Annotated in this window: 17 protein-coding genes; 6 read left to right on the top strand and 11 right to left on the bottom strand. The window is 45.6% G+C overall.

The genetic code is table 11. The annotated features are described in order from the left end of the window. Positions 1-7 precede the first annotated feature (7 nt). Entirely contained in the window at positions 8-2,125 is a 2,118-nt protein-coding gene (locus HCZ42_RS12550) for a methyl-accepting chemotaxis protein (protein ID WP_167421026.1), read from the bottom strand. 203 nt (positions 2,126-2,328) lie between these two features. Between HCZ42_RS12550 and xthA the strand changes: the two genes are divergently transcribed. Then, positions 2,329-3,135 carry an exodeoxyribonuclease III gene (gene xthA, locus HCZ42_RS12545; RefSeq protein WP_167421025.1) on the top strand — a complete coding sequence of 269 codons (807 nt, stop codon included), beginning with the start codon at positions 2,329-2,331 and terminating at the stop codon, positions 3,133-3,135. 79 nt (positions 3,136-3,214) lie between these two features. Here xthA and fabV read toward each other — a convergent pair whose 3' ends face one another. From fabV to HCZ42_RS12530, 3 genes are all read right to left on the bottom strand, one after another. Next, the gene (gene fabV, locus HCZ42_RS12540; RefSeq protein ID WP_167421024.1) at positions 3,215-4,417 is read right to left on the bottom strand and encodes an enoyl-ACP reductase FabV; all 1,203 of its coding nucleotides are present in this window, start codon (positions 4,415-4,417) and stop codon (positions 3,215-3,217) included. Positions 4,418-4,608: 191 nt separating this feature from the next. Next, positions 4,609-6,894 carry an acyl-CoA dehydrogenase gene (locus tag HCZ42_RS12535; protein WP_167421023.1) on the bottom strand — a complete coding sequence of 762 codons (2,286 nt, stop codon included), beginning with the start codon at positions 6,892-6,894 and terminating at the stop codon, positions 4,609-4,611. A 65-nt stretch (positions 6,895-6,959) separates the two neighbouring features. Then, positions 6,960-7,586 (bottom strand): TetR/AcrR family transcriptional regulator, encoded by a 627-nt coding sequence (locus tag HCZ42_RS12530; protein WP_167421022.1) that lies wholly within the window; start codon positions 7,584-7,586, stop codon positions 6,960-6,962. Between the two features lie 415 nt (positions 7,587-8,001). Between HCZ42_RS12530 and HCZ42_RS12525 the strand changes: the two genes are divergently transcribed. Together HCZ42_RS12525 and HCZ42_RS12520 are read left to right on the top strand one after the other, a co-directional pair. Beyond that, complete coding sequence (locus HCZ42_RS12525) at positions 8,002-8,904, top strand: 1-aminocyclopropane-1-carboxylate deaminase/D-cysteine desulfhydrase (protein ID WP_167421021.1); 903 nt, start codon at positions 8,002-8,004, stop codon at positions 8,902-8,904. 9 nt (positions 8,905-8,913) lie between these two features. Beyond that, positions 8,914-9,225 (top strand): DUF1496 domain-containing protein, encoded by a 312-nt coding sequence (locus HCZ42_RS12520; RefSeq protein WP_167421020.1) that lies wholly within the window; start codon positions 8,914-8,916, stop codon positions 9,223-9,225. A 38-nt stretch (positions 9,226-9,263) separates the two neighbouring features. Here the strand turns inward: HCZ42_RS12520 and lhgO are convergent, their stop codons facing one another. The 4 genes from lhgO to HCZ42_RS12500 form a co-directional block, all read right to left on the bottom strand. After that, positions 9,264-10,478, bottom strand: coding sequence for an L-2-hydroxyglutarate oxidase (gene lhgO, locus HCZ42_RS12515; protein ID WP_167421019.1), 1,215 nt, complete (start codon positions 10,476-10,478; stop codon positions 9,264-9,266). 25 nt (positions 10,479-10,503) lie between these two features. After that, positions 10,504-12,633 (bottom strand): TRAP transporter permease, encoded by a 2,130-nt coding sequence (locus HCZ42_RS12510; protein ID WP_167421018.1) that lies wholly within the window; start codon positions 12,631-12,633, stop codon positions 10,504-10,506. Between the two features lie 103 nt (positions 12,634-12,736). Continuing rightward, complete coding sequence (locus HCZ42_RS12505) at positions 12,737-13,747, bottom strand: TAXI family TRAP transporter solute-binding subunit (RefSeq protein ID WP_167421017.1); 1,011 nt, start codon at positions 13,745-13,747, stop codon at positions 12,737-12,739. A gap of 314 nt (positions 13,748-14,061) precedes the next feature. Beyond that, positions 14,062-15,417, bottom strand: coding sequence for a sigma-54-dependent transcriptional regulator (locus tag HCZ42_RS12500; protein ID WP_167421016.1), 1,356 nt, complete (start codon positions 15,415-15,417; stop codon positions 14,062-14,064). Positions 15,418-15,645: 228 nt separating this feature from the next. Here HCZ42_RS12500 and HCZ42_RS12495 point away from each other — a divergent pair, with 228 nt between their 5' ends. Both HCZ42_RS12495 and HCZ42_RS12490 read left to right on the top strand, forming a co-directional pair. After that, positions 15,646-17,670, top strand: coding sequence for an ATP-binding protein (locus HCZ42_RS12495; RefSeq protein WP_439848999.1), 2,025 nt, complete (start codon positions 15,646-15,648; stop codon positions 17,668-17,670). A gap of 273 nt (positions 17,671-17,943) precedes the next feature. Beyond that, on the top strand, positions 17,944-18,228 hold the full coding sequence (locus HCZ42_RS12490) for a hypothetical protein (protein WP_167421014.1): 285 nt from the start codon (positions 17,944-17,946) through the stop codon (positions 18,226-18,228). 125 nt (positions 18,229-18,353) lie between these two features. Here HCZ42_RS12490 and HCZ42_RS12485 read toward each other — a convergent pair whose 3' ends face one another. Continuing rightward, positions 18,354-19,793 carry a 6-phospho-beta-glucosidase gene (locus tag HCZ42_RS12485; protein WP_167421013.1) on the bottom strand — a complete coding sequence of 480 codons (1,440 nt, stop codon included), beginning with the start codon at positions 19,791-19,793 and terminating at the stop codon, positions 18,354-18,356. Between the two features lie 377 nt (positions 19,794-20,170). Here HCZ42_RS12485 and HCZ42_RS12480 point away from each other — a divergent pair, with 377 nt between their 5' ends. Further along, positions 20,171-20,440, top strand: coding sequence for a hypothetical protein (locus HCZ42_RS12480; protein WP_167421012.1), 270 nt, complete (start codon positions 20,171-20,173; stop codon positions 20,438-20,440). A gap of 56 nt (positions 20,441-20,496) precedes the next feature. Here the strand turns inward: HCZ42_RS12480 and HCZ42_RS12475 are convergent, their stop codons facing one another. Both HCZ42_RS12475 and HCZ42_RS12470 read right to left on the bottom strand, forming a co-directional pair. Beyond that, positions 20,497-21,624, bottom strand: coding sequence for an HNH endonuclease (locus HCZ42_RS12475; RefSeq protein ID WP_167421011.1), 1,128 nt, complete (start codon positions 21,622-21,624; stop codon positions 20,497-20,499). Between the two features lie 3 nt (positions 21,625-21,627). Then, positions 21,628-21,765: a hypothetical protein gene (locus HCZ42_RS12470; protein ID WP_167421010.1), complete on the bottom strand. Its 138-nt coding sequence runs from the start codon at positions 21,763-21,765 to the stop codon at positions 21,628-21,630. Positions 21,766-22,002 lie beyond the last annotated feature (237 nt).

The following is a 22,002-nucleotide window of genomic DNA, read 5'->3' as shown; positions in this document are numbered from 1 at the left end:
CCTTTCTTTATACTTTGAACTGATTAACCAATTGTTGCTGCTTGTGCGAAAGTTCGCCAATTTGGCTGCTAACCGATTCCGACTCTTCAGCTTGAGTAAGTATCTGGGCACTAAGGTCACGAATGTTAGCCACGCTTTGATTGACCTCAGCACTCACGGATTGCTGTTCTTCGGCTGCTTTTACTATCTGCGAGTTCATATCACTGATCGACTCAATCGCAGTGAAAATGCGTCGGATCTCTTCAACCGCTTTTTCCACTTGCTGCGCTGAGTCATTCGCAAGATCATTACCATCTTGGATCGCCGCCACCACATCCTGAGTACCTTTTTGGACACTTTCGATCACTTGGCGAATCTCACCAACCGACTCCTGAGTACCACTGGCCAGGCTACGAACTTCATCAGCAACCACCGCAAATCCTCTGCCCTGCTCTCCCGCGCGTGCAGCTTCAATCGCAGCATTCAGTGCAAGTAAGTTAGTTTGCTCGGAGATACCCTCGATCACCGAAAGAATTTCAGTGATATTGGCATTGTTCTTCGCCAATTCTTCTACCACAGGAACGGCAGCGGTCATGCGCTCTACTAAGTGCTGCATTTCCTGCTGAGACTGTTCAATCACGTGTTGACCAGATAACGCAGCATCATTTGCCTTTTGCGCTTCTTGCACTGCAGTTTCCGCATTTTGCACCACCAAGCTTGCGGTCTGAGTCATTTCCTCGGATGCCGTCGCAACCAGGTCAACTTCTTTAAACTGAGAGTCACTGCTATTACGTGTTTGCTGCGCGGCAACGGTAGATTGCTGCGTAGTAGTACCGATCTGGAACGTCGTATCCACCACATCGGTGATGATTGACTGTAACTTATCGAGGAACAGGTTAAAGCCACCAGCCAATTGACCGATCTCATCTTGTGATTTGACGTCTAGACGCTGAGTTAGATCACCTTCTCCCGACGCAATATCATCTAATCTCGCCACGACTTCACGAATGGGTTTCACCAGACGAGACGCCATTAATGCGATGGTCGCAAGGCCAAGTAACACCAAAGATGACCCCGCAATCAATTCGGTAGTCACGCTTTCTTCCACTTGTTGGCTAATGATTGCATCCAACTTGTTGGCATCAGTCAATACGCTTGCACGAGGCATATCAAACAGTACACCCCAGGTTTGGTTTGCGACAATAATTGGAGCAAATACACTCAACCACTGATTGTTTTCAGTCCACTGCGTTTTAACGCCTTGACCAAATAACAGGTCGGTAATCTGATTGTTTGACAGCGTGTCACTGGCATAAGGCTTACCCAACGGGCGAGTCGCATCATCACTAGCAATCAACGAGCCATCTAAGCTGATGATATTGATGTTGCCACTGCCTGAGAATAGCTGTTTGTCTGAATCAATCACAACATCTTTCAGTACGTCCAAACGTAAATCGATACCAAAGAAACCTACCGCAATACCTTGAGAAAATACCGGAACGGAAATCGATGTTGCAAGGAACTGAGTGTCACCTTGTTTAAGCATGCGTGGCGTTGTTACACAAGAAGTGCTTGAAGCGATTGGGCAGAAAAAACGCTCGCTATTTTCCTCAGCACTAATGTCTTTTTCCGATAGTACGTTGGCGACCACATTTTCACCGTTTTCAGCGGTGACCCAGTAAGGAGCAAAGCGACCAGTTTCATTAGAGCCTACATATTTCGCGCCAACATAGTTGCTGTCTTCCCCATCGAGTAAATCTGGCTCAAACACCAGATACGCGCCCTGAATCGAATCAAAGTTCAGTACCGCCTTGCGCACCATTTCATCCAGTGCAGTCCTTAACTCTTCGCTATCGCCAAAGTTCTCTTCCGTATTGCTCTTTTGAAACTCAGCACTCGAAGCGAGCATTTCCGCGCGATAAAGTGCTTCGTTTAAATACTCAGCAACCTCTGTCGCGTTGAGCAGCGCACGTGTTTCTAGTAGTTGTTCGGACTTGGTGATCACCGATTCGCTGCTTTGCGCTTTGATCTGTTTCTGATTGGTCACCGCATTGTAGACCGAGAAACCAATGAGCGAGATAGAAGTGATAAGCAGGCAGCAACCCGCTAAGAGTGTGATTTTCCACTGAACTGAAAGGGTTCGCATATTACATCCTTTTAAGCAAACTCGATAAGGCCTATGGCGCTAGATGAGCCTTTTATTACAACACAACACGGCCATTTATCAATCTAAAGTTTAAGGAAATGTTAACAAATATAGTTAATGATGTTTGCTTTAGTGTGTTGTGGCAGAAGATGATAGGATCGGCGACTATGCCAATTAGAATGATGAATAATTAAGGATTTAGGATGAAAGTCATCTCGTTCAACATCAACGGTCTGCGCGCTCGTTTGCATCAGTTACAAGCGGTGATTGATAAACATCAACCAGATGTCATCGGCCTTCAAGAGATCAAAGTTCACGATGAAGCTTTTCCAATCGAAGACGTTGAAGCGATGGGCTATAAAGTTTATTTCCACGGACAAAAAGCACACTACGGTGTTGCTATGCTGTGCAAGAAAGAGCCAATCTCTATCCAGAAAGGTTTCCCTACCGACAACGAAGAGCATCAAAAACGCATGATCATGGCGACGTTTGAAGATGACAACGGAGAAAAAGTCACGGTATTGAATGGCTACTTCCCGCAGGGTGATAACGTCAGTCACGAAACTAAATTCCCATACAAACGCCAGTTCTACAAAGATCTAATGGGCTACTTGACCGAGTACCACACAAACGATGAGCAGTTGATCGTGATGGGTGACATCAACATTAGCCCGATCGATTCAGACATCGGTATCGGCGAACCAAACCGTAAGCGTTGGTTGAAAACGGGTAAATGTTCATTCCAGCCGGAAGAGCGTGAATGGCTAAAAACATTAATGGATTGGGGTTTTGTCGATACTTTCCGCCAGATTCATCCAGAAGTCAGCGATCGTTTTTCGTGGTTTGATTACCGCTCACGCGGCTTTGACGACAACCGCGGCCTGCGTATCGACGTGATCCTTGCCACACCAAAACTCGCGGCAAAGTGTGTTGAGTCAGACATCGACTACGAACTGCGTGGTATCGAAAAACCGTCTGATCACGCACCTATTTGGTCAACGTTTCAGTAAGTCGCGCTAACCAACTAGATTCTAGATACAAAAAATCCGGTGCATGCACCGGATTTTTTATCATTAGAGTCAAAGCAAATTAGATAGCGATGAAATCTGCTTCTACTGCTGGGTTCACGTCTGCTTCATAATCCACACCGTCAACACCGAAGCCAAATAGCTTCAAGAACTCTTCTTTGTACTCAACGTAATCAGTCAGTTCTTTTAGGTTTTCAGTTGTGATTTGTGGCCATAGGTCACGACAGTGTTGCTGGATATCTTCGCGTAGTTCCCAATCATCCAGACGTAGACGGTTTTTCTCGTCCACTTCTGCTGCACTACCGTCTTCTTTGTATAGACGCTGGCTAAACATGCGGTAGATTTGTTCCATACAACCTTCGTGAACGCCTTCTTCACGCATCTTCTTGAACACCATCGCGATGTACAATGGCATTACTGGAATCGCAGAGCTTGCCTGAGTCACTACCGACTTAAGAACCGCTACGTTTGCGCTTCCGCCAGTCGCTGCAAGTTTCTCGTTAAGCGCCGTTGCTGCACGGTCTAGGTCCATTTTCGCTTTACCTAGCGCGCCGTCCCAGTAGATTGGCCAAGTCAGTTCAGTACCGATGTAGCTGTACGCTACTGTCTTACAACCTTCTGCAAGAACACCAGCTTCAGAAAGTGCGTTGATCCAAAGTTCCCAGTCTTCACCGCCCATTACAGTTACGGTGTCTTTGATCTCTTCTTCTGTTGCTGGTTCAACACTTGCTTCGATGATCACGTCTTTGTTGGTATCAACCGCTGTTGACGTGTAAGTTTCACCGATAGGTTTTAGCGCTGAACGAACAAGTTCACCTGTCTCTGGCATTTTACGAACTGGAGAAGCCAGTGAGTAAACCACCATATCAATCTGACCTAAGTCTTCTTTGATCAGCTCGATTGTTTTCTGTTTCGCTTCGTTTGAGAAAGCGTCGCCATTTAGGCTCTTAGCGTATAGACCTTCTTCACGCGCTAGCTTTTCGAATGCCGCTGCGTTGTAGAAACCTGCAGTACCTGGTTTCTTTTCAGTGCCTTCTTTTTCGAAGAACACACCGATAGTTGAAGCACCGCCACCAAATGCCGCAGCGATACGAGAAGATAGACCGTAGCCACTTGATGCACCAACAACAAGAACGCGCTTAGGAGCGTTTTTGATAGGGCCTTGTGCTTTTGTGTAAGCAATTTGTTCTTTTACGTTAGCTTCACAACCCACTGGGTGCGTTGTAGTACAGATAAATCCACGAATTCTAGGTTTGATGATCATATTCAACTTCCTTTACAAAACCCCGCTAGGATAAAAGGTTCACCGCCAGTTCGCATCTAATTTCTGTAAAAATGTCACTAAAATGCAAGTGGTTGGATGACTTTGATTCTATTTTTCAAGCAAAACAAAGAAAGGCATCACAATCGATGCCTTTCTGTTGTTTAAGATAGCAAAACTTATCAATTAAGCGACTAAGCCACGCTATCAAGCTTATGCTTTACTTCTTGGTCATGCGTCCTTACTTCACTGAAATCATGGCTAAAGTGGTCAACTTGAATCGCTTTGTAGCGCAATTCATCGGCTGCCAACACTTTATCGACTTCTTCCTGCGTCAGTACATTCGCTTCCAGCGCTTGAGCAAGTCGGTCTTTTAACAGCCCTTTACGTGCTACTTTGCCTTCTTTTGCTGCATTCATCAGTTTGCGTTCAATACTCTTCACGCCATACATCGCAAGGAAGGCATTTTCCATCAGCCCTACGCTGTCGTTTTCATCTTTACCGATGTAACACAGGTGGGTAAGACGATCACGGTGCGCTCCCGGTGTCATCAAGCTCTCTGCAATCTTCACCGTTAGGTTGTCGCTCGGTTTTTGGTAATGGTTACCAAGCGGGAAGATCAGCACTTTAAGCAAACGTCCAACCGCTTTTTGCGGGTAGTTGGTAAACGCTTCTTGCAGTGATTTCGCTGCGCTGTACAGACAGTGCTGCACTGCGTAGTGAACGTAATCGAGGTCTTGCTGTTGACGGCCTTCGTCTTCGTATTTCTTCAACGCAGCCGACGCCATGTAAAGATACGCTAAAGCATCACCCAGTCTTGCCGAGATCATCTCTTTACGTTTTAGATCGCCGCCCAGTGTTGCCATCGCGATATCCGCACTCACCGCCAATGCACGGCTTAAGCGCGTCATTTCTTTGTAGTAAGGCTGAGTTGGACCACTCATGTCTGCTTTGATAAAGCGAGAGCCTGTCAGCGCAGCACCAAATGCCCCAAAGGTGTTCTTAGTGGCGTGGCCGATATGCTTGAAAAGCAGCTTATCAAACTCTTTCGCGCCTTGTTTCTCATCTGGATTTGCCGCCGCTTCCATCTCTTTCAAAACATAAGGGTGGCAACGTGTCGCGCCTTGTCCGAAGATCATCAAATTACGCGTTAAGATGTTGGCACCCTCTACGGTGATTGCAACGGGAATACCAAGATACGGCGATGCTAGGTAGTTCATCGGGCCGTCTTGAATTGCACGACCAGAGTGGATGTCCATCGAATCATTCAAAATCGTACGCGCCATTTCGGTCATGTGGTATTTCGCAATTGCCGTCACAATACCCGGTTTCTCTTTAAGATCCAGAGAAGTGGTCGTCAGTGTACGAGTCGCTTCAAGCAGATAAGTGAGACCTCCGATACGACCCAACGCTTCAGCAACACCTTCAAACTTACCGATCGACATACCAAATTGCTTACGTACGTACGAGTAAGCACCCGTAGTACGAGAGGTTAAGTGGCCAACCGCAGTACCAAGTGCCGGTAGAGAGATACCACGACCTGCAGACAGACATTCCACCAGCATACGCCAGCCTTTACCAGCATACTCTTGACCACCGATCAGCCAATCCATCGGGATAAACACGTCTTTACCGCGCGTCGGGCCGTTCATAAACGCAAGACCAATTGGGTCATGACGTTCGCCGATCTCCACACCTTTATGATCAGCAGGGATAAGCGCACAGGTGATACCAATGTCTTTCTTGTCACCCATCAAGCCGTCTGGGTCGTACATCTTGAATGCCAAGCCCAGTACCGTTGCTACTGGCGCTAGCGTAATGTAACGCTTGTTCCAGCTTACTCGCACACCAAGGACTTCTTTACCTTCGTGCTCGCCGTAACAAACAATACCTTCATCTGGGATACCGCCAGCGTCAGAGCCCGCTTCTGGTCCCGTTAACGCAAAACAAGGAATATCGGTACCATCCGCTAAGCGAGGTAGCCAGTAATCTCTCTGCTCTTGCGTGCCGTAGTGTGAAAGAAGCTCACCCGGACCAAGCGAGTTTGGCACCATCACAGACACTGCAGTACTGATACTACGAGTCGCAATACGTGAAACGATGGTTGAGTTCGCTAGTGAAGAAAACTCACGACCGCCATACGCTTTTGAGATAATCAGTGAGAAGAAACGTTCTTTACGCAGGTAATCCCACACATCTTTAGGTAAATCACGGTCTTCTTTGACGATCTTATGGTCGTCCAGCATTGCCAGCAGCGTTTCAAGCTCGTTATCCATAAACGCTTGCTCTTCTGCTGTTAGTGCCGGTTTAGGGTAATGGTGTAGCTTGGTAAAATCGGGACGACCAGAGAAAAGCTCTCCATCCCACCACACACTGCCCGCTTCCATTGCTTCTTTCTCGGTGCTTGATAACGGTGGCAACACCTTTTTAAACAGTTTGAAAGCTGGGTCACTTACCCATTTTCTTCTTAGAGAGCTCATAGTCAGATCCTTTTGTTCACAGTTGTGGTCCAATTTATTTTTGTTTTAAGTCTTATATATAAAATCTAGTCTGCAGCGACGCCTGCTGCCAAGAACGGTATCAGTTGATCAACGACAGATTTCGCGTCCATTTGCTTACCGTAGTTGCTTTCTGCTATTTCAAGCAGAGCTTGGCTCGATGCCATGGTGAAAACACAGGTGCCCAGCGTAAAGTGCAAACGCCAGAACAATTCTTCTTCGGATAATTTGGGATTCGCTTTCATCACAGATTGAGTGAAGAGAGACAATGTTTCTTGATAGCGCGTCGTAATAAACCAGCGCAAATGACCTTGCACATCGGTATATCCTCGACCGATCAGCAACATAAAGCGGCTCGTGCCGTTAGGGTGTACTTCGTTTAATGAACGCAGTGGAGAACGTAAAGATTCAAACACGTCTTCCATTTTATAGTTGTCACTTAGGTTAAGATTGATCAATGAATCTTGCACCGCGGGCATAAACGCTTCTAGGTAACGGTTAAGCACAGCACGCACGAGCGTCTTCTTATCACCAAAATGGTAGTTGACCGACGCAAGGTTGACCCCTGCTTTACTGGTAATCGTGCGTAGTGACGTGTCCTTAAAGCCTTGCTCTGCGAAGAGTGCCTCGGCGACATCTAAAATTTTATCTTTGGTACTGTTTCTGCCTGCCATTTTAATCACTCGTATTAAACACCTGTTTGAAATATACACTCGATACATTTAAGCAACAAGCCATTAACATCACATTTTTGCAGATTGGTCTGACCAGGGTAAGAAGCCTTTAGTAGAGAAAGTGAACAAAAAATTTAAATTTTTTTCACGATTGAGGGAACTGAATGGAAAAGTGTCAGTCTGATTAATTGTAGTTAGCAGAGCATTCGAAGTTTACAGGCCGTCAAACTTGTCATCTTAACTAGCGCTACTAATTTACGCTGCTTTTTCTTATTAACTCCTATGTTTGTATCCGCCCAGAGCCAGATTGCTCTGGGCTTTTTTTATTCCGCTTTTCATGCAGCGACCTTGATTGGGCTTTACCTGCATTATTCGCTAGAATGCGCTTCCTAATTTCCTTATTGCTTTTGCGGTTATGAAACTTGCCGATACGCCAATTACCCAACACCAGTTCGATGACATCCGATTCTATCTAAAGCGGGACGACCAACTGCACAGCCATTTTAGTGGCAACAAAGCGCGTAAGTTTATGGCGTTGCTTGAGCAGCCCCTTGAGCATATCGACATTCTGATCAGCTATGGCAGTGTGCAATCCAACGCAATGTATTCACTGTCTGCTTTGGCGGCGATAAAAGGCTGGGCGTTTGAGTTTTATGTCGACCACATCCCGCAATGGCTGGCTGATTCGCCAAAAGGAAACTACCGAGCTGCGCTAGACATGGGCGCTAAAATCACAGCGGTGAGCGAATCAGGTCTGCACCCGCGAGAGTTCATTGAGCAAGTTCGTCAGCCGGATGAACATTGCCTAATGGTGCCTGAAGGTGGACGTTTTCAGTATGCCGAAGCTGGAATCAAACAACTGGCAACGGAGATATTATCTTGGACGCGGTTTGAGAACGCTAACCAATTTACCGTTGCTCTCCCTTCCGGTACCGGAACCACAGCGCTTTACTTACACAAACACCTGAGTCCACACGGTATTGAGGTCATTACCTGTCCTTGTGTTGGCGGAAAAGATTATCTCGAACAGCAGTTTTCGGAGTTGGGCGAAACCAATTTTCCGACCATCCTCGAACTCGCGACCAAACACCATTTCGGTCACCTATATCGACAAGATTATTTGACGTGGTACGAGCTACAGCAGCAAACAAACATAGAATTTGATCTGCTCTACGATCCGATGATGTGGCAGTGTCTACAATCTTGGTATCCTGAGAACCAACATAAGACTCTGATTTATATTCATCAGGGTGGGTTATTAGGCAACGAGAGTATGCTACCTCGTTATGAAAGAAAGTTTGGCTTGTCGCCCGAATAAGGAGTGCGAATGCGTTTATTCACTTTGTTAATACTGTTCACCAGCACCAACGTTATCGCTTCAAACCACGTGATATCGACGCCAGGTAAACCCATCATCGGTGTTAACGCAACTGAGCTAGGCAAACGCGTCTGCTTTTATCAAGATATGGCCTACTCTGAAGGCGCAATCCTTGAAGTTGGTGAGCACTACTTAACCTGCCAGAGCGTAAATGATTTTGAGACCAACGGTCAGCTAAAGTGGTTTCAATTAGACTCAGAGCAAAACGTGACGCAGCAAGAGCCGAAGACAAACAAAAAAATAAGCCAGCTCCCCAATTAACAGCAGTGGAACTGGCTTATCGTTATACGTTGCTCTTGTTAGGCGTTTTTGGCGATGACCTTTTCACAAATGTACTCACCAATTGGCATCGCTGAGGTCGCTGCCGGTGACGGCGCATTACAAACATGCAAACTACGCGGACTTTCCGCGAACAAAAAGTCATGCACTAAAGTGCCATCTTTCATTACTGCCTGAGCGCGAATACCCGCCGGATATGGTTTAAGATCGTTAACGGTAATGCTCGGACAGTATTTGTTGACCAGCTTAAGATAGCCCGGTTTCCACCACGAGTTTTTAAACTCCACCAGACCGGTTTTCAAATGTTTGGCGGTCACTTTCCAAAAGCCAGCAAAGTTAAGCATTTGCCAGGTATCTTTGAAGCTGAAGTTAACCGCGCCGTACCCTTCTCGCTTCCAACCTTGTACCGCATTTGGCCCGACCGTAACTGTACCGTCGATCATACGCGTCAAGTGAACACCGAGAAATGGCAGCTCGGGATCTGGGATTGGATAAATCAGATGATTCACCACTTGGTTGTGCTTTTCGTCCAACAGATAGTATTCACCGCGATACGGGACGATTTGGAAGTCAGTCTCAATACCCAGCATCTTCGTCATGCGGTCTGCCATCAGGCCTGAACAGGTGATCATAAAGCGGCCATTTAACTGCAGTGTCTGACCGTCTACCTTGCAGGTCAATTGCACTTCTTCCGGCAGTTCTTTTGCGGCGATTACTTCGGTGCCTAAGCTCACTTGACCACCAAGCTCGGTGAACTCTTTCGCCATCATTTCAGTCACTCTGGTGTAGTTCACAATGCTGGTCGTCTTAACCAGTATCGCACCTAAACCGGTGATGTTGGGTTCGGCGAGTTTGAGTTGTACGGCATCCAACAGTTCCACCTCGATACCGTTTTCGTGGCAGCGTTGATAAAGCGCGTTCATGCGCTCCATTTCCGCATCATCGGTCGCTACCAGCAACTTACCGCAGTTCTCGACCGGAATATCGTGCTTGGCGCAAAACTCAATCGTTCGCTCTACGCCGCGCTTACAGAAATCCGCTTTCAGACTACCTGGCGCGTAGTACACGCCAGCGTGAATAACGCCGCTATTATGCCCAGTCTGATGCTTGGCAAAGCCCGATTCTTTTTCAAGCAACAGAATCGACTTATTTGGATACGCTTGCTGCAACTGCCACGCAGTTGAAACACCCACAATACCACCGCCGACAATAATATAATCGTACATTGCGTTCATAAGGTTTCTACATCCATTCCTTTCATCAAACAGGTTTAGCGACAGAGTCAGCAGCGTTCGTATTGGTATTACGACCGCTGTAGACGAAGATTGCAACAAAGGCGGCGCTGCAGACTAAACGAATTACGACATAGACTTCAGGCCAAACCAGAGCCAGACCGATAGCGACTAGAACCACTCGGATTAACCAATTGATCTCGCCTTCCAAGTACCCTTCAATCGCTGCGACAAATGCGTAAGTACCAATGATGGCAAACGCACCAGTCACCAATACAGAGGTCACATCCCAACTCACCAAGTTAGTGTACGCAATCAGTAGCGGAACTAAATAGAGCCCCTTAGCAATTTTCCACGCCATCAAGCCAGTACGCATTGGCGGAGTTTTGGCAATGGTTGCCGCGGCAAACGCCGTCAAACACACAGGTGGAGTCACATTACTGTCTTGTGATAGCCAGAAGATGATCAAGTGTGCTGATAGCAGAGCAAGGCTCACTGCTTCCAGCCCCAAGCTTTGGTTAAGCAGCGTATCCATAAAATCTGCTGGCACTTTAGATAACATTTCTTTCGCGGTTTCCAGCGCCATTGGTGCGTTAAGCAAGTCCAACTGATCCGGCGCCGCCAACATAAAGATCGCTTTCGCTTGTTCTGGCAATTGGCCTGCCATCAACATATCCAGCAATTGGCTTTCAGCCAACAGTTGGTATAACGCTGGTGCAGACAAGGTACCCAACACGATATACGCCGCAGTCACCGGTAAACCCATACCCAGCACCAATGAAGCGAGAGCAATCAAAACAATCATGGTTAGTAAATCGCCGTTTGCCCAGCCGTCGATCATCAGCGAGAAGGTATTACCGATACCCGTGGTACTAATAACGTTGATCACTAAGCCGATACCCACCAGCAATACCGCCGTGGTCGCCATGTTTTTTGCGCCTTGAGAGAGCGCTTCAATGATCGCTTTAGGCCCCATTTTGTGATTTTTCGAGAACCAAGACGCGACCACGACAGAAATAATCGAAAGCCCCGCCGCATAAGTTGGTGTAAAGCCTTGAACCAACAAAGTCACTAACACCGCAAGAGGGATCAAGTTATGCCATCCTGAGAGCAGTACTTTAAGCAGTGGCTCGCTGCTGGTTGTCACTTTTTGCACGCCGCTACGCTTGGCTTCAATACGCACAAAGAAGGCTACAGAGAGGAAGTACACCAACGCAGGAACAAACGATACCGCAATAATATCAACGTAAGGGATCTGTGTATAAGACGCCATGATGAATGCGCCCGCGCCCATGACTGGAGGCATTAACTGACCACCTGTTGAGGCCGCAGCTTCAACACCCGCAGCAAAGCGCGACGGAAAGCCTGCTTTTTGCATTAGAGGAATACTGATCACCCCTGTCGATACGGTATTGGCAACGCTCGAACCCGATACCGACCCCATCAAGCCTGAGCCAATCACGGCAATAAAACCCGGGCCACCGATAATTTTGCCTGCGGCGGCACGGGCAACATCGATGATGTAATCACCAACCCCAGAACGTACCAAAAATGCGCCAAACAGGATAAACATGAAAACGAACGTCCAACTGATGCGAGAGATCGAGCCAAACATACCTTCTGAAGAGTAAAAACTACGATAGAGCAGCGTTTCATAGCTCAGCCCCGGGAAGTGAAAAATCCCCGTTGCCCATTGGCCCCAAATCACCACATAACTCAAACAGATCAAAATTAACACTGGGATAAACCAGCCCATGGTACGACGGATTAATTCAATCACGATGACGATAGCAAGAATCGCAAAGAACCAGTCACTGGCGATAAATTTTACGCCGCGTTCATACAGCGCGTCTTCGGCAAAGGGGATATAAATAAGGCAAGCCAAAGCGCCAATGGCAATCAGCACGTCAAAAGCGAGCGCGATCTTGCTTTTCTTTAATGAAATATGGGCTGGGTACCACAGCGCACAGATCACCGCAAAACCCGCAAAGTGGGTCGCTGAGATCCACAGCTCAGGCAGTGTGGAAAGTGTATTAAACCAGATATGCAGTAACGAGATCACCACACCGAACACGGTGATCATCTTACCCACCCAAGGGAAATCTGTACGGGTTGGCAGTTCGAACTTCTGCAATTCCTGCTGCAATGAATCGCTCATGACATGCTCCAATACCCCGTCACGAAAACGCTACGGAGAAAAAACGAATATTAAAAGAGGAAAACTACGCCCTCTCATTGCGAGGGCGTAAATGGTCAACTGATTAGTTGACGATCAATGATACTGGGACTTCGATGCCCACTTCTTTGTAGTAACGTGCTGCGCCTGGGTGCAGAGGTAACGGCAGACCAGATAAGGCTTTCTCAATCGCCATCGCTTTGGTGGCTTTATGGATACCTTGCAGGAATGGCAGGTTTTCGTAGATAGTCTTAGTTAACTGGTAGACGTCTTCTTCTGAAATATCGTCTCGTACCGCTAGGAAGTTCGGCTGCGCGATGGTGGTAATCGGTTTATCGACACCTGGGTAAGTATTTGCTGGGATCTCATACTTAGTCCAAAGGTCAAACTCGCCGTTCGCTTGTTTAATTTGCTCATCAGTAAACGATAGGATTTGAATATCGTTGCCAAGCGCAGCAAACGCTTGTGTCACCGCACCCACTGGCACACCTGCTGGTGTATTCATACCATCGATAGTGCCGTTTTGTAGGGCACTCGCACTGCCACCATAGCCCATGAATGCCAAGTTAAATTTGTCTGGATCGACCGATAGACCTTTCATGATCTGACGGCCAGAGTTTTCTGTTCCAGAGTTCTTTTTACCGATCGAGAACTTTTTACCGTTAAGGTTGTTCAAATCACTCACTGTGCCCGTTTGTGTTAGGTCTGAGCGAACAATAAAGTGCTCAACGTTTTGCCACAGCATAGAGACTGAACGCAGTTTCTCTTGCTTGCCCGATTTCTCGTACGGGCCTTGACCACTCCATGCCCACGCGCCGTACAGACCTTGTAAGATGGCGAATTGCGCTTCGTTCTCGTTAAGCATTTTTACGTTTTCACCTGACCCAGCAGAGCTAATGGCTGATAGAGAAAAATGGTGCTGAGGGGCAACTTTTACTTTACTTAATGTCGCAAGCGCAACACCTACTGGGTAATACGTACCACCAGTTGAAGCGGTCGCCAGAATGTAGCTGCGGTCTTCAGCGACAGCATTAGCAGCAAGACCAAAAGAGGCGATAGCGACGGCTAACGTTTTCACTAACTTGTTGTATTTCATTGTTACTCTCCATGTAGAGTTATTCACGTTATGTTTTTGTTAACAACAATCGCTATACAGCAAAACCAATGCCAATTTCTAAGCTGTTGATTTTATTATCTTTAAGCATTTCAAAACAAAGAAATGAGCCATTTTTTGCTTATATCTACGCTAGAGAGTAAGCAAAAAACAGCCGATGGTTCAGAGGAATTCACAATGGGATTTAACTAGATGTGTCACATAAATGAATTTATTGTGATCAATGTTAATAAAAAGGCCATTTTTGCGATGAGCCATTTTTTGCTCATCGCAATTTTCACACATGGCTGTGTCGACTAAGAGTTAACGTAATCGCTACGATTAAGCGCATAACGTACCATCTTCTGATTAAGTGTACGCCTTGGTAAATCCAGCTCTTGCATGACTTCATTAATCCGACCTTGATGGCGCACCAAAGACTCGTGAATCACTTTACGCTCAAAGCTTTGTACCTGCACCGCCAGTGGGATCCCAGCGGCAGCGGATTCAGAAATGGCGTTCGGACGACAAGAAAGGATCTCACCCACCGTAAGCATCTCATCAAGAGCAAAACGAATCGCGACATTGCGCAGTTCACGGACGTTACCCGGCCACGCATACGAGAGTATCGCGTGTCTGTCTGCTTCGCTCGCTTGCCTGGTTTCTGGGTTAGCTTCTTGGGTAAAGTGCTCAAACAACAGTAAAGCGTCATCTTCACGTTCATGTAACGGAGGCAGATGAATTTGCGCGACGTTGAGGCGATAGAACAAGTCTTGTCTGAAATCAGGATGATTAAGCAGATCGTGCTTGGCGGCGGAGATCACTCTCAAGTCGACCGATACTTGTTGATTGCCACCAACTCGTTCAACCACGTTGTCTTGCAGCGTGCGCAGCACTTTCACCTGCATCGACAGCGGCATGCTTTCTATCTCATCTAAGAACACAGTGCCTTTATCTGCAAACTCTAGTTTACCGATACGTCTTTTCGCCGCACCAGTAAACGCACCAGCTTCGTGGCCAAACAACTCACTTTCAAACAGATTTTCAGGAATGGCACCACAGTTAAGCGGTACAAATGGGTGTTTATTGCGCTGACTGAACTCGTGCAAACAATTGGCGACCAACTCTTTGCCGCAGCCCGTTTCCCCATAAATAATCACATTTGTGTCTATTGAGGCGACTTTAAGGATCTGCTCGCGTAGATCACACATCACTTTGCTTCGGCCAATCAGGATTTGTTCTATACCCGTGATACTGTCAAGGTAAGACAAGCGGCTTTCACGCTCTCGGCCTTGGTGGTATTTCTCTACCGCTTCAGACACCGTTTGAGACAAACGCTCAGGGTCAAACGGTTTCTCGATAAAATCGTACGCTCCCTGCTGCAAGGCTTTCACTGCCATGTCGACATCCCCATGACCGGTGATAAGGATAACTGGCACATCGGGCAACCGCTGCTTTATCTGGTTGAGTAAGTCAATGCCGTCAATATCCGGCAGCCTGACGTCGGTAATGATCGTATCGAAATCGCTGACAAGCACTTGATCCAGTGCGACCTGCCCCGCTTCAAATGTTGTGACTTCAAACCCTGCTAGCTGTAACCATTGGCTCGTTGCCTGACGAACGATTTCATCATCTTCAATCAAAGCAATACTGCGAGTCATATGTAAATCCATCTTCTAGACACCTATATTTTCGTGTCTTCAAATTAAGTAAAAATAGAGAATTCGGAAAGGAGCTAGCTCTCACTTCTCAACAACGCTTGCTTAACAACCGATTATTTATTTGTTAGCTTCAGCGACACACTTCTTTGCGCGCTTTTGCCAACTATTGGATTGAAACCCAACGAAAAAGGACATTTAACCTTGGTTAGTAGTCACCGTTACTGGTTTATTATTGTCACCGTGTTTGTTATCGCGGTTGTGAAGTTATCCAGCCAAGAAGTGGTAACCCAATGGCAGATGGAACAAGCGCAAAGACACGCCGAACAACGGTTTCTAAACTATATCGCCGAGGCAAGGCGCTCTTTACAGCGCTTTTATCACCTACCTTATTTGGTGACCAACGACGCGATCAGTCTACGTTACTTTAAAGGCGAAGCCTCACTCGAACCGGAAATTAAGAAACAGCTAATTCAGCTCGATAAAGCTGCCAACACCAAAGGGTGGTATGTTCTATCATCCAGCGGCGATGTGCTCTCATCCAGTGTCGAATCATCAAACTTAAGCGAACGAGATATAGAAGCCATCGTCAGTCGCATCCACCAACAGCGCGAGGCAATTTCGGTTGTCACCAAAAATATCGGTGCGACACCAGACTACTACTTGGCGGCGCCAATCTATCTCGCGTTTGATATTGTTGGTATCGCGGTCGTCAAAATCGACCTCAGCCTGCTAAATGACCAATGGCTGGCAAACGACGAAATCATTTTGCTCCAAAACCCACAGCAGCAGTTTTTCTTATCCAGTGACCGTGAGCTCAACGCGGATTGGTTCAATCAGCATTTCGATGTTGAACAAGTCGAAAGCAGCCAACAACTGTATGACCAATCTCAAATCAAGGTGTGGCGCCTTAACGATAAACGCTATTTGGTTCAGTCCATCCAACTCGACGACCTAAACTGGCAGTTGACCTATCTAACTCCTCTCCAATCCCTGTATCAAACGGTGAGCTGGTTGAGCTGGAGTGTCGCGGTGGCGTGCTTATTCATCTTAATGTTGTTGGTGATTAGTTTTCAGCGCTACCAGAAGCAACTGAGTAATCAACGTATTCAAAAGCTGATCAAAGAGTCGGAAAAACGTCTCAGCGGTATGATCAACAAAACTCACGTTGGCCTTTTATTGTTGGATAAGAATGGCGCCATCTATGACATTAACTTGATGGCGAAGCGTTACTTCAGTCTCTCAGACTCAATGATTAAAAGCATTCAAGCCTGGCAGCTATTTGATGCGGGCAATCCTAACTCGACCACATTACAACTGCTAAAGAACTTGGCTCAGCACCAAGAGCTCGCGGAGATCAGTAGCGTTGAAACCATGGCAAGGCGTAGCGACGGTAGCTGCTTTCCGGTGCTCTTCTCGATCAGTCAGTTCCCTTGGGATTCAACCAATTATTACCTTTGCACTATCATCGACATCAGCAAACGTAAAAAAGCTGAGATAGCGCTGCAATCGGCCAATAAACACTTGCAGCAACGCGTTCAAGAACGCACTCAAGAGTTAGAAAGCGCACAACAAGAACTGATAGAAACCAGTAAACTAGCGGCATTAGGGCGTATGTCGAGTGCAATAACCCACGAGCTCAATCAACCTCTTACTGGTTTAAGGACTTTATTGTCGAGTAACGAGTTACTGATGGAACGCGGGGAAACTAAACTGCTAAAAGCCAATATGACTTTGGTGCATACGCTGATCGACCGCATGGCAAGCATGACATCGCAGTTGAAATCATTCGCGTTCAACCGATTAGAAAAACCCAAGCCAGTCTCGCTAACGGATGCGTTGCAAGAAGTCTTACGCATTCACCAAGAGGCTTTAGAGCGTGTTGATATCCGAGTCAGAATCGCGTCGGACGTGTCTCTAGTTATGGGTGAAGAAGCGCGCCTGAGACAGGTGTTAGGTAACCTAATTAGCAACGCGATTGACGCCACAAAGCATCAAACTACAGCAAAAATTATTGTTAGCACGCAGCAAGATGGCGACAAACTGACGATTCAAGTCACCGATAACGGTTGTGGTGTTGAAGAAGACAAACTGGCAACCATCTTTGAACCTTTCCACACCAACAAAAAGATCGGTGAAGGACTCGGACTGGGTTTAGCAATCACCGCCAATAACGTGCGTGATATGCAAGGTACTATCGTCGCGAAAAACAACGCGGATGAAGGAATGACCTTTACCCTAACGATGCAAGTTGCGACCAATATTTAAACATATAGAACTTGAATATTCAGGTATTTAAATGTTTGTGACATACATGTTCTTTAATCACTTAATAAGCATCTATTTCAATATATAAAACCTACCAATACTCATTTTTAATTAAGTATTTACATAATATTAATCGACTTTCGTACTGAAAATTAAATCTTAAAATCAAGAACCATATATAGGCTTATAAATTTCACCCCAAAGTTTATATAGCGTGATATCTAACTTCATTACCATTCCCATTAAAAATATAATTATCAACAGGAATAATTAATGCACACCATCTTGTTTATTATTAGCGGCTTATTAGGTTATGCCGTGATTTTGGGGTTATGTTTCTTGCTCGAAGGCAAGAAGAGCTACATCTCTTACGGCTCAAAACTCTTCGTTCCACTTTGGCTTGTCGCTTCACTGCTCAACATGTATGTCGGTATTGTCAGTACTGGGTACAGCATATTCGAAGAATTACCAATATTCCTTGTCACTTTTTGTTTCCCTACTTGGATTGTCGTATATATTTGGAAAACACTATCCATACACAACTTCCCGAAGTTTTGAACAAAGCCTGTAATTAAAGGACGATATCAGAAATCCATTTAGAAAATAAAGCGATAACACACCATAGTGCATATTTTCCTTGTTCAAACTTAAATAATGCCAGCACGAGGCTGGCATTTTGATGTCTATAATGTTTCACCGTTTGAGGCAATCACATCTTTGTACCAGAAGAAAGATTTCTTCTTCGAACGTTGCAGTGTTCCCGAGCCATCATTTTCGCGGTCAACGTAAATAAATCCGTAGCGCTTTTTCATCTCACCAGTCGTGAAAGAGACTAAATCGATGCATCCCCAAGGGGTGTATCCCACCAGTTCCACGCCATCTATATTAATAGCTTTTTCCATCTCTTGAATATGAGAGCGCAAGTAGGCGATACGGTAATCGTCGTTGATAGAGCCGTCTGCTTCAACTCTATCAACTGCACCAAAGCCATTTTCAACAATAAATAATGGCAATTCGTAACGCTCGTATAGCTTGGTGAGACAATATCTCAACCCGACGGGATCGACTGTCCATCCCCAGTCACTCGCTTGCAAATAAGGATTTGCCACCGAGTATTGATTACTGCCATCCAAACTGTTTTCGGTACTCTGCTCAGCTTGTGAACTGACCGTATTGGACATGTAGTAACTGAAGCCGATGTAATCCACTTTACCTTGAGCCAGAATCTCTTCGTCCTCTTTTGCCATCACAATCTCATAGCCTTTACGGCTCCAGATTTTTTTTGCGTAATTTGGGTAGTAGCCTTTTGCCATCACGTCTGAAAAGTAAAAACGATCACGCATTGATACTTCTGCCAGCATGACATCGTCTGGGTGTGATGAATAAGGATAGTAAGGAATCATCGCGACCATGCAGCCAACTTTAAGCTCTGGATTCAGGTCATGGGCTTGTTTTACCACCAGCGCACTCGCAACAAACTGATGGTGCGCCGCCTGATACATCGCCTGCTCTGGCTTTTCCTTACTGGTGTACTTAACGCCCGAACAAGTCCAGCCAAAGATATCATTTGAAACATTCGCCTGATTGTTGATTTCGTTAAACGTCATCCAGTACTTAACTTTGTGCTGATAGCGTTGAATAACTGTCATAGAGAATTTGACAAACAAATCAATCACCTTGCGGTTCATCCAACCATCGTATTCCTTCGCTAAGTGATACGGCATTTCGAAATGACTCAGTGTAATCACTGGCTTGATACCATGCTTGAGTAACTCATCAAACATATCATCATAGAACTGCAGTCCCGCTTCACAAGGCCCATCTTCGGTTCCTTTTGGAAAGATCCGCGTCCAAGCGATACTGGTTCTAAAACACTTAAAGCCCATTTCAGCAAATAGCTTAATGTCTTGTTTATAGCGGCCATGAAAATCAATCGCTTCATGATTAGGATAGAACGCTCCGTCAAGCACCCCATCAGTAATCACACGAGGCTGGCCATGTGACCCCGCAGTCACCACATCGATAATACTTGGGCATTTACCACCTTTGTCCCAACCGCCCTCAAGTTGATGAGCCGCAACCGCGCCCCCCCATAAAAAGTTATCTGGAAATTTTTGACTCATCTTACCCACCTTCACTTAGCTAATGAGCGTCTAACCGCTACGCAACCTTGGTTCAGTTAGAGTTCATGTATTCAGAGACTCACCCGTCAATATACTATTCTAGTGATTGGCAAACTGGGCTGGATATCAATTCAGCAGAAGTTGTAGAGTAAAACGTTATGGAAGAAATGAGTGATAACCAACCTAGTTGCACAGGTCGGCGAATGGGTAAAGCACGCTTTCAAATTTACTATTTATGGAAGCAAGTTCAATTAATTCGAAAAATTTGAATTGCGTCGAAAATTAAATATCCCCCCATATTATTTTGCATTTAATCACTAACGATAGTTAGCATTGCGACCTACAATCAAAAAAACATGCTAACAAATGTGACGATTATGCCTAGATTACTTGTACTTATGAGTGTTTTCATTGCTACTTCATCTTACGCAGCTGGCGTTAACATTGCGTGGAAAAGTAAAATCCCTACCCTTATCTCTTCGATAGAAACGTCAAAACATGTCTTTGTTGAAAGCAACAAAGTCGTGTGGGAAGAGAACGGCATAGAACATGTCACACCGTTTGCAAACAGCAACGTAGTCCAATTGAAAGACCAAACGCTGGTCTCAAAGAACAAAACCGTCGCAATGGTATCTTGGGATCTGTGAACACTTCTAGAGAATGACATAAGAAGCCATTTTTGATGGCTTCTTTTAGTCTCGAGTTATATCCCTTTAAACAGCTCGTCTCTGTGATAAGCCAGATAAGGTTTATGCTCTCGCATAACGTGGAAAGACATATCCTCTCTCAAGCCAATCACCTCTGGCGCTTCAAGGTAATCCGAAATAAGCACTTGGCCATCGTCCTTAAAAGAGATAAAGCCGAGATCAAAAGCCTTATCAAGATTAGCCAAAAGCAATATTCCATTAAACTTATCTAAACGTTCTTGGTTATTAGAATCACGCCAAGGCTTAATGTGAGAGGCGAGCAACATCGACGTGTTTCGATAGCCCGTAACAGCGCAACCACCCCACATTTGAACCAATTGAGAGCGAAAATGTCCCTGACCCATTCGGGTTTTCACCATGATCGCTTTTTCTGTATCCGTTAGCTTTCTATCCGACATAACTTGTCGAATGTCTGCATTGACATCTATTTGGGCTAAATCGGCTAAAAACTTACGGTAATGGGACAATGCGGCACTATACATGCCCTTACCTTTCTCATCCCTACGTTTAAAAATATCGAGTTGCTTCGCTTTTTTCTCGTATTCAATAAACTGGCTGAAAGACTTAACCTCGGTAAGCGGTTCACGAATTTCGCCTGCCTCTATTAACCAATTGGAGATAGAACTTCGAACAGCGCCAAGATAGTTTCTCGCCGTCTTCTCTGTTTTACCGATATCCATTAACCAGTGCTGGTACCGTGAAGCCAAATCAGACAAGTTACAAACCAACGCTTCTTTGAGTTCATTGGTGACGATAAAACTCTTCATAAACTCAAAAAGTTCATCATCGAGATAGACGTAGGCAATTGCTTTAGCAGAATAACGGTTGGTATTCGACTCGTTGTATCCATCATTGTAAGAGAGGTGCCAAAATCCTTCACTCCTCAGATGGAAGAATGGATTCTCCGGCGTATTTTTATCGTTACCTTGAGCAAAGTTGTCAAAATGTCGGGTAAAGGCGTCCTTTAGCGGCTGATTAAATACAATGTTGTTAGAGACGATATTGCCCGCTTGAATTAAATCCATAACGGCCAGCAGCATACAGACTTTGTGAGGACTTTTCTTGCCACCTGAGCTATTCATGTTCAGTTGTCGAAACTTGTCTAAATAATACTCGTGCGACATAGCTTACCTCCCCGAACCAACGCCAAGCACACTTGAGCCACAAACACGCCAAAATTGATGAGCTGGCTCAAATTTAAATGAGTCATATTGATCATCAAACTGCTTAGAATTTTGTTTGTTAAAATAAATAGTTGCAGACATAACTAAGTCATTTATTAACATGTCTAGATGATATACGGCCCGATGTGAGAACGCGATAAAGTATTAGAAATGAATGAGTTGTTGTGACAACTATCAAATCAGAAACTGTGGATAAGCTAAGCAGACGATTTGTGGATGACAGATACGAAAAAAGGCCTGATAAATCAGGCCTTTTAGAATGTGGCGGGAGTGAGACAGCAGACTTAAATACGTAACTAAATGAATTTTAATGTTTTA

Origin of the sequence: Vibrio hepatarius, from assembly GCF_011806575.1 — a bacterium.
Classification (GTDB): domain Bacteria; phylum Pseudomonadota; class Gammaproteobacteria; order Enterobacterales; family Vibrionaceae; genus Vibrio; species Vibrio hepatarius_A.
Note: the sequence above shows the minus strand (reverse complement) of the source record. Positions and strands in the feature narration are given on the sequence as shown.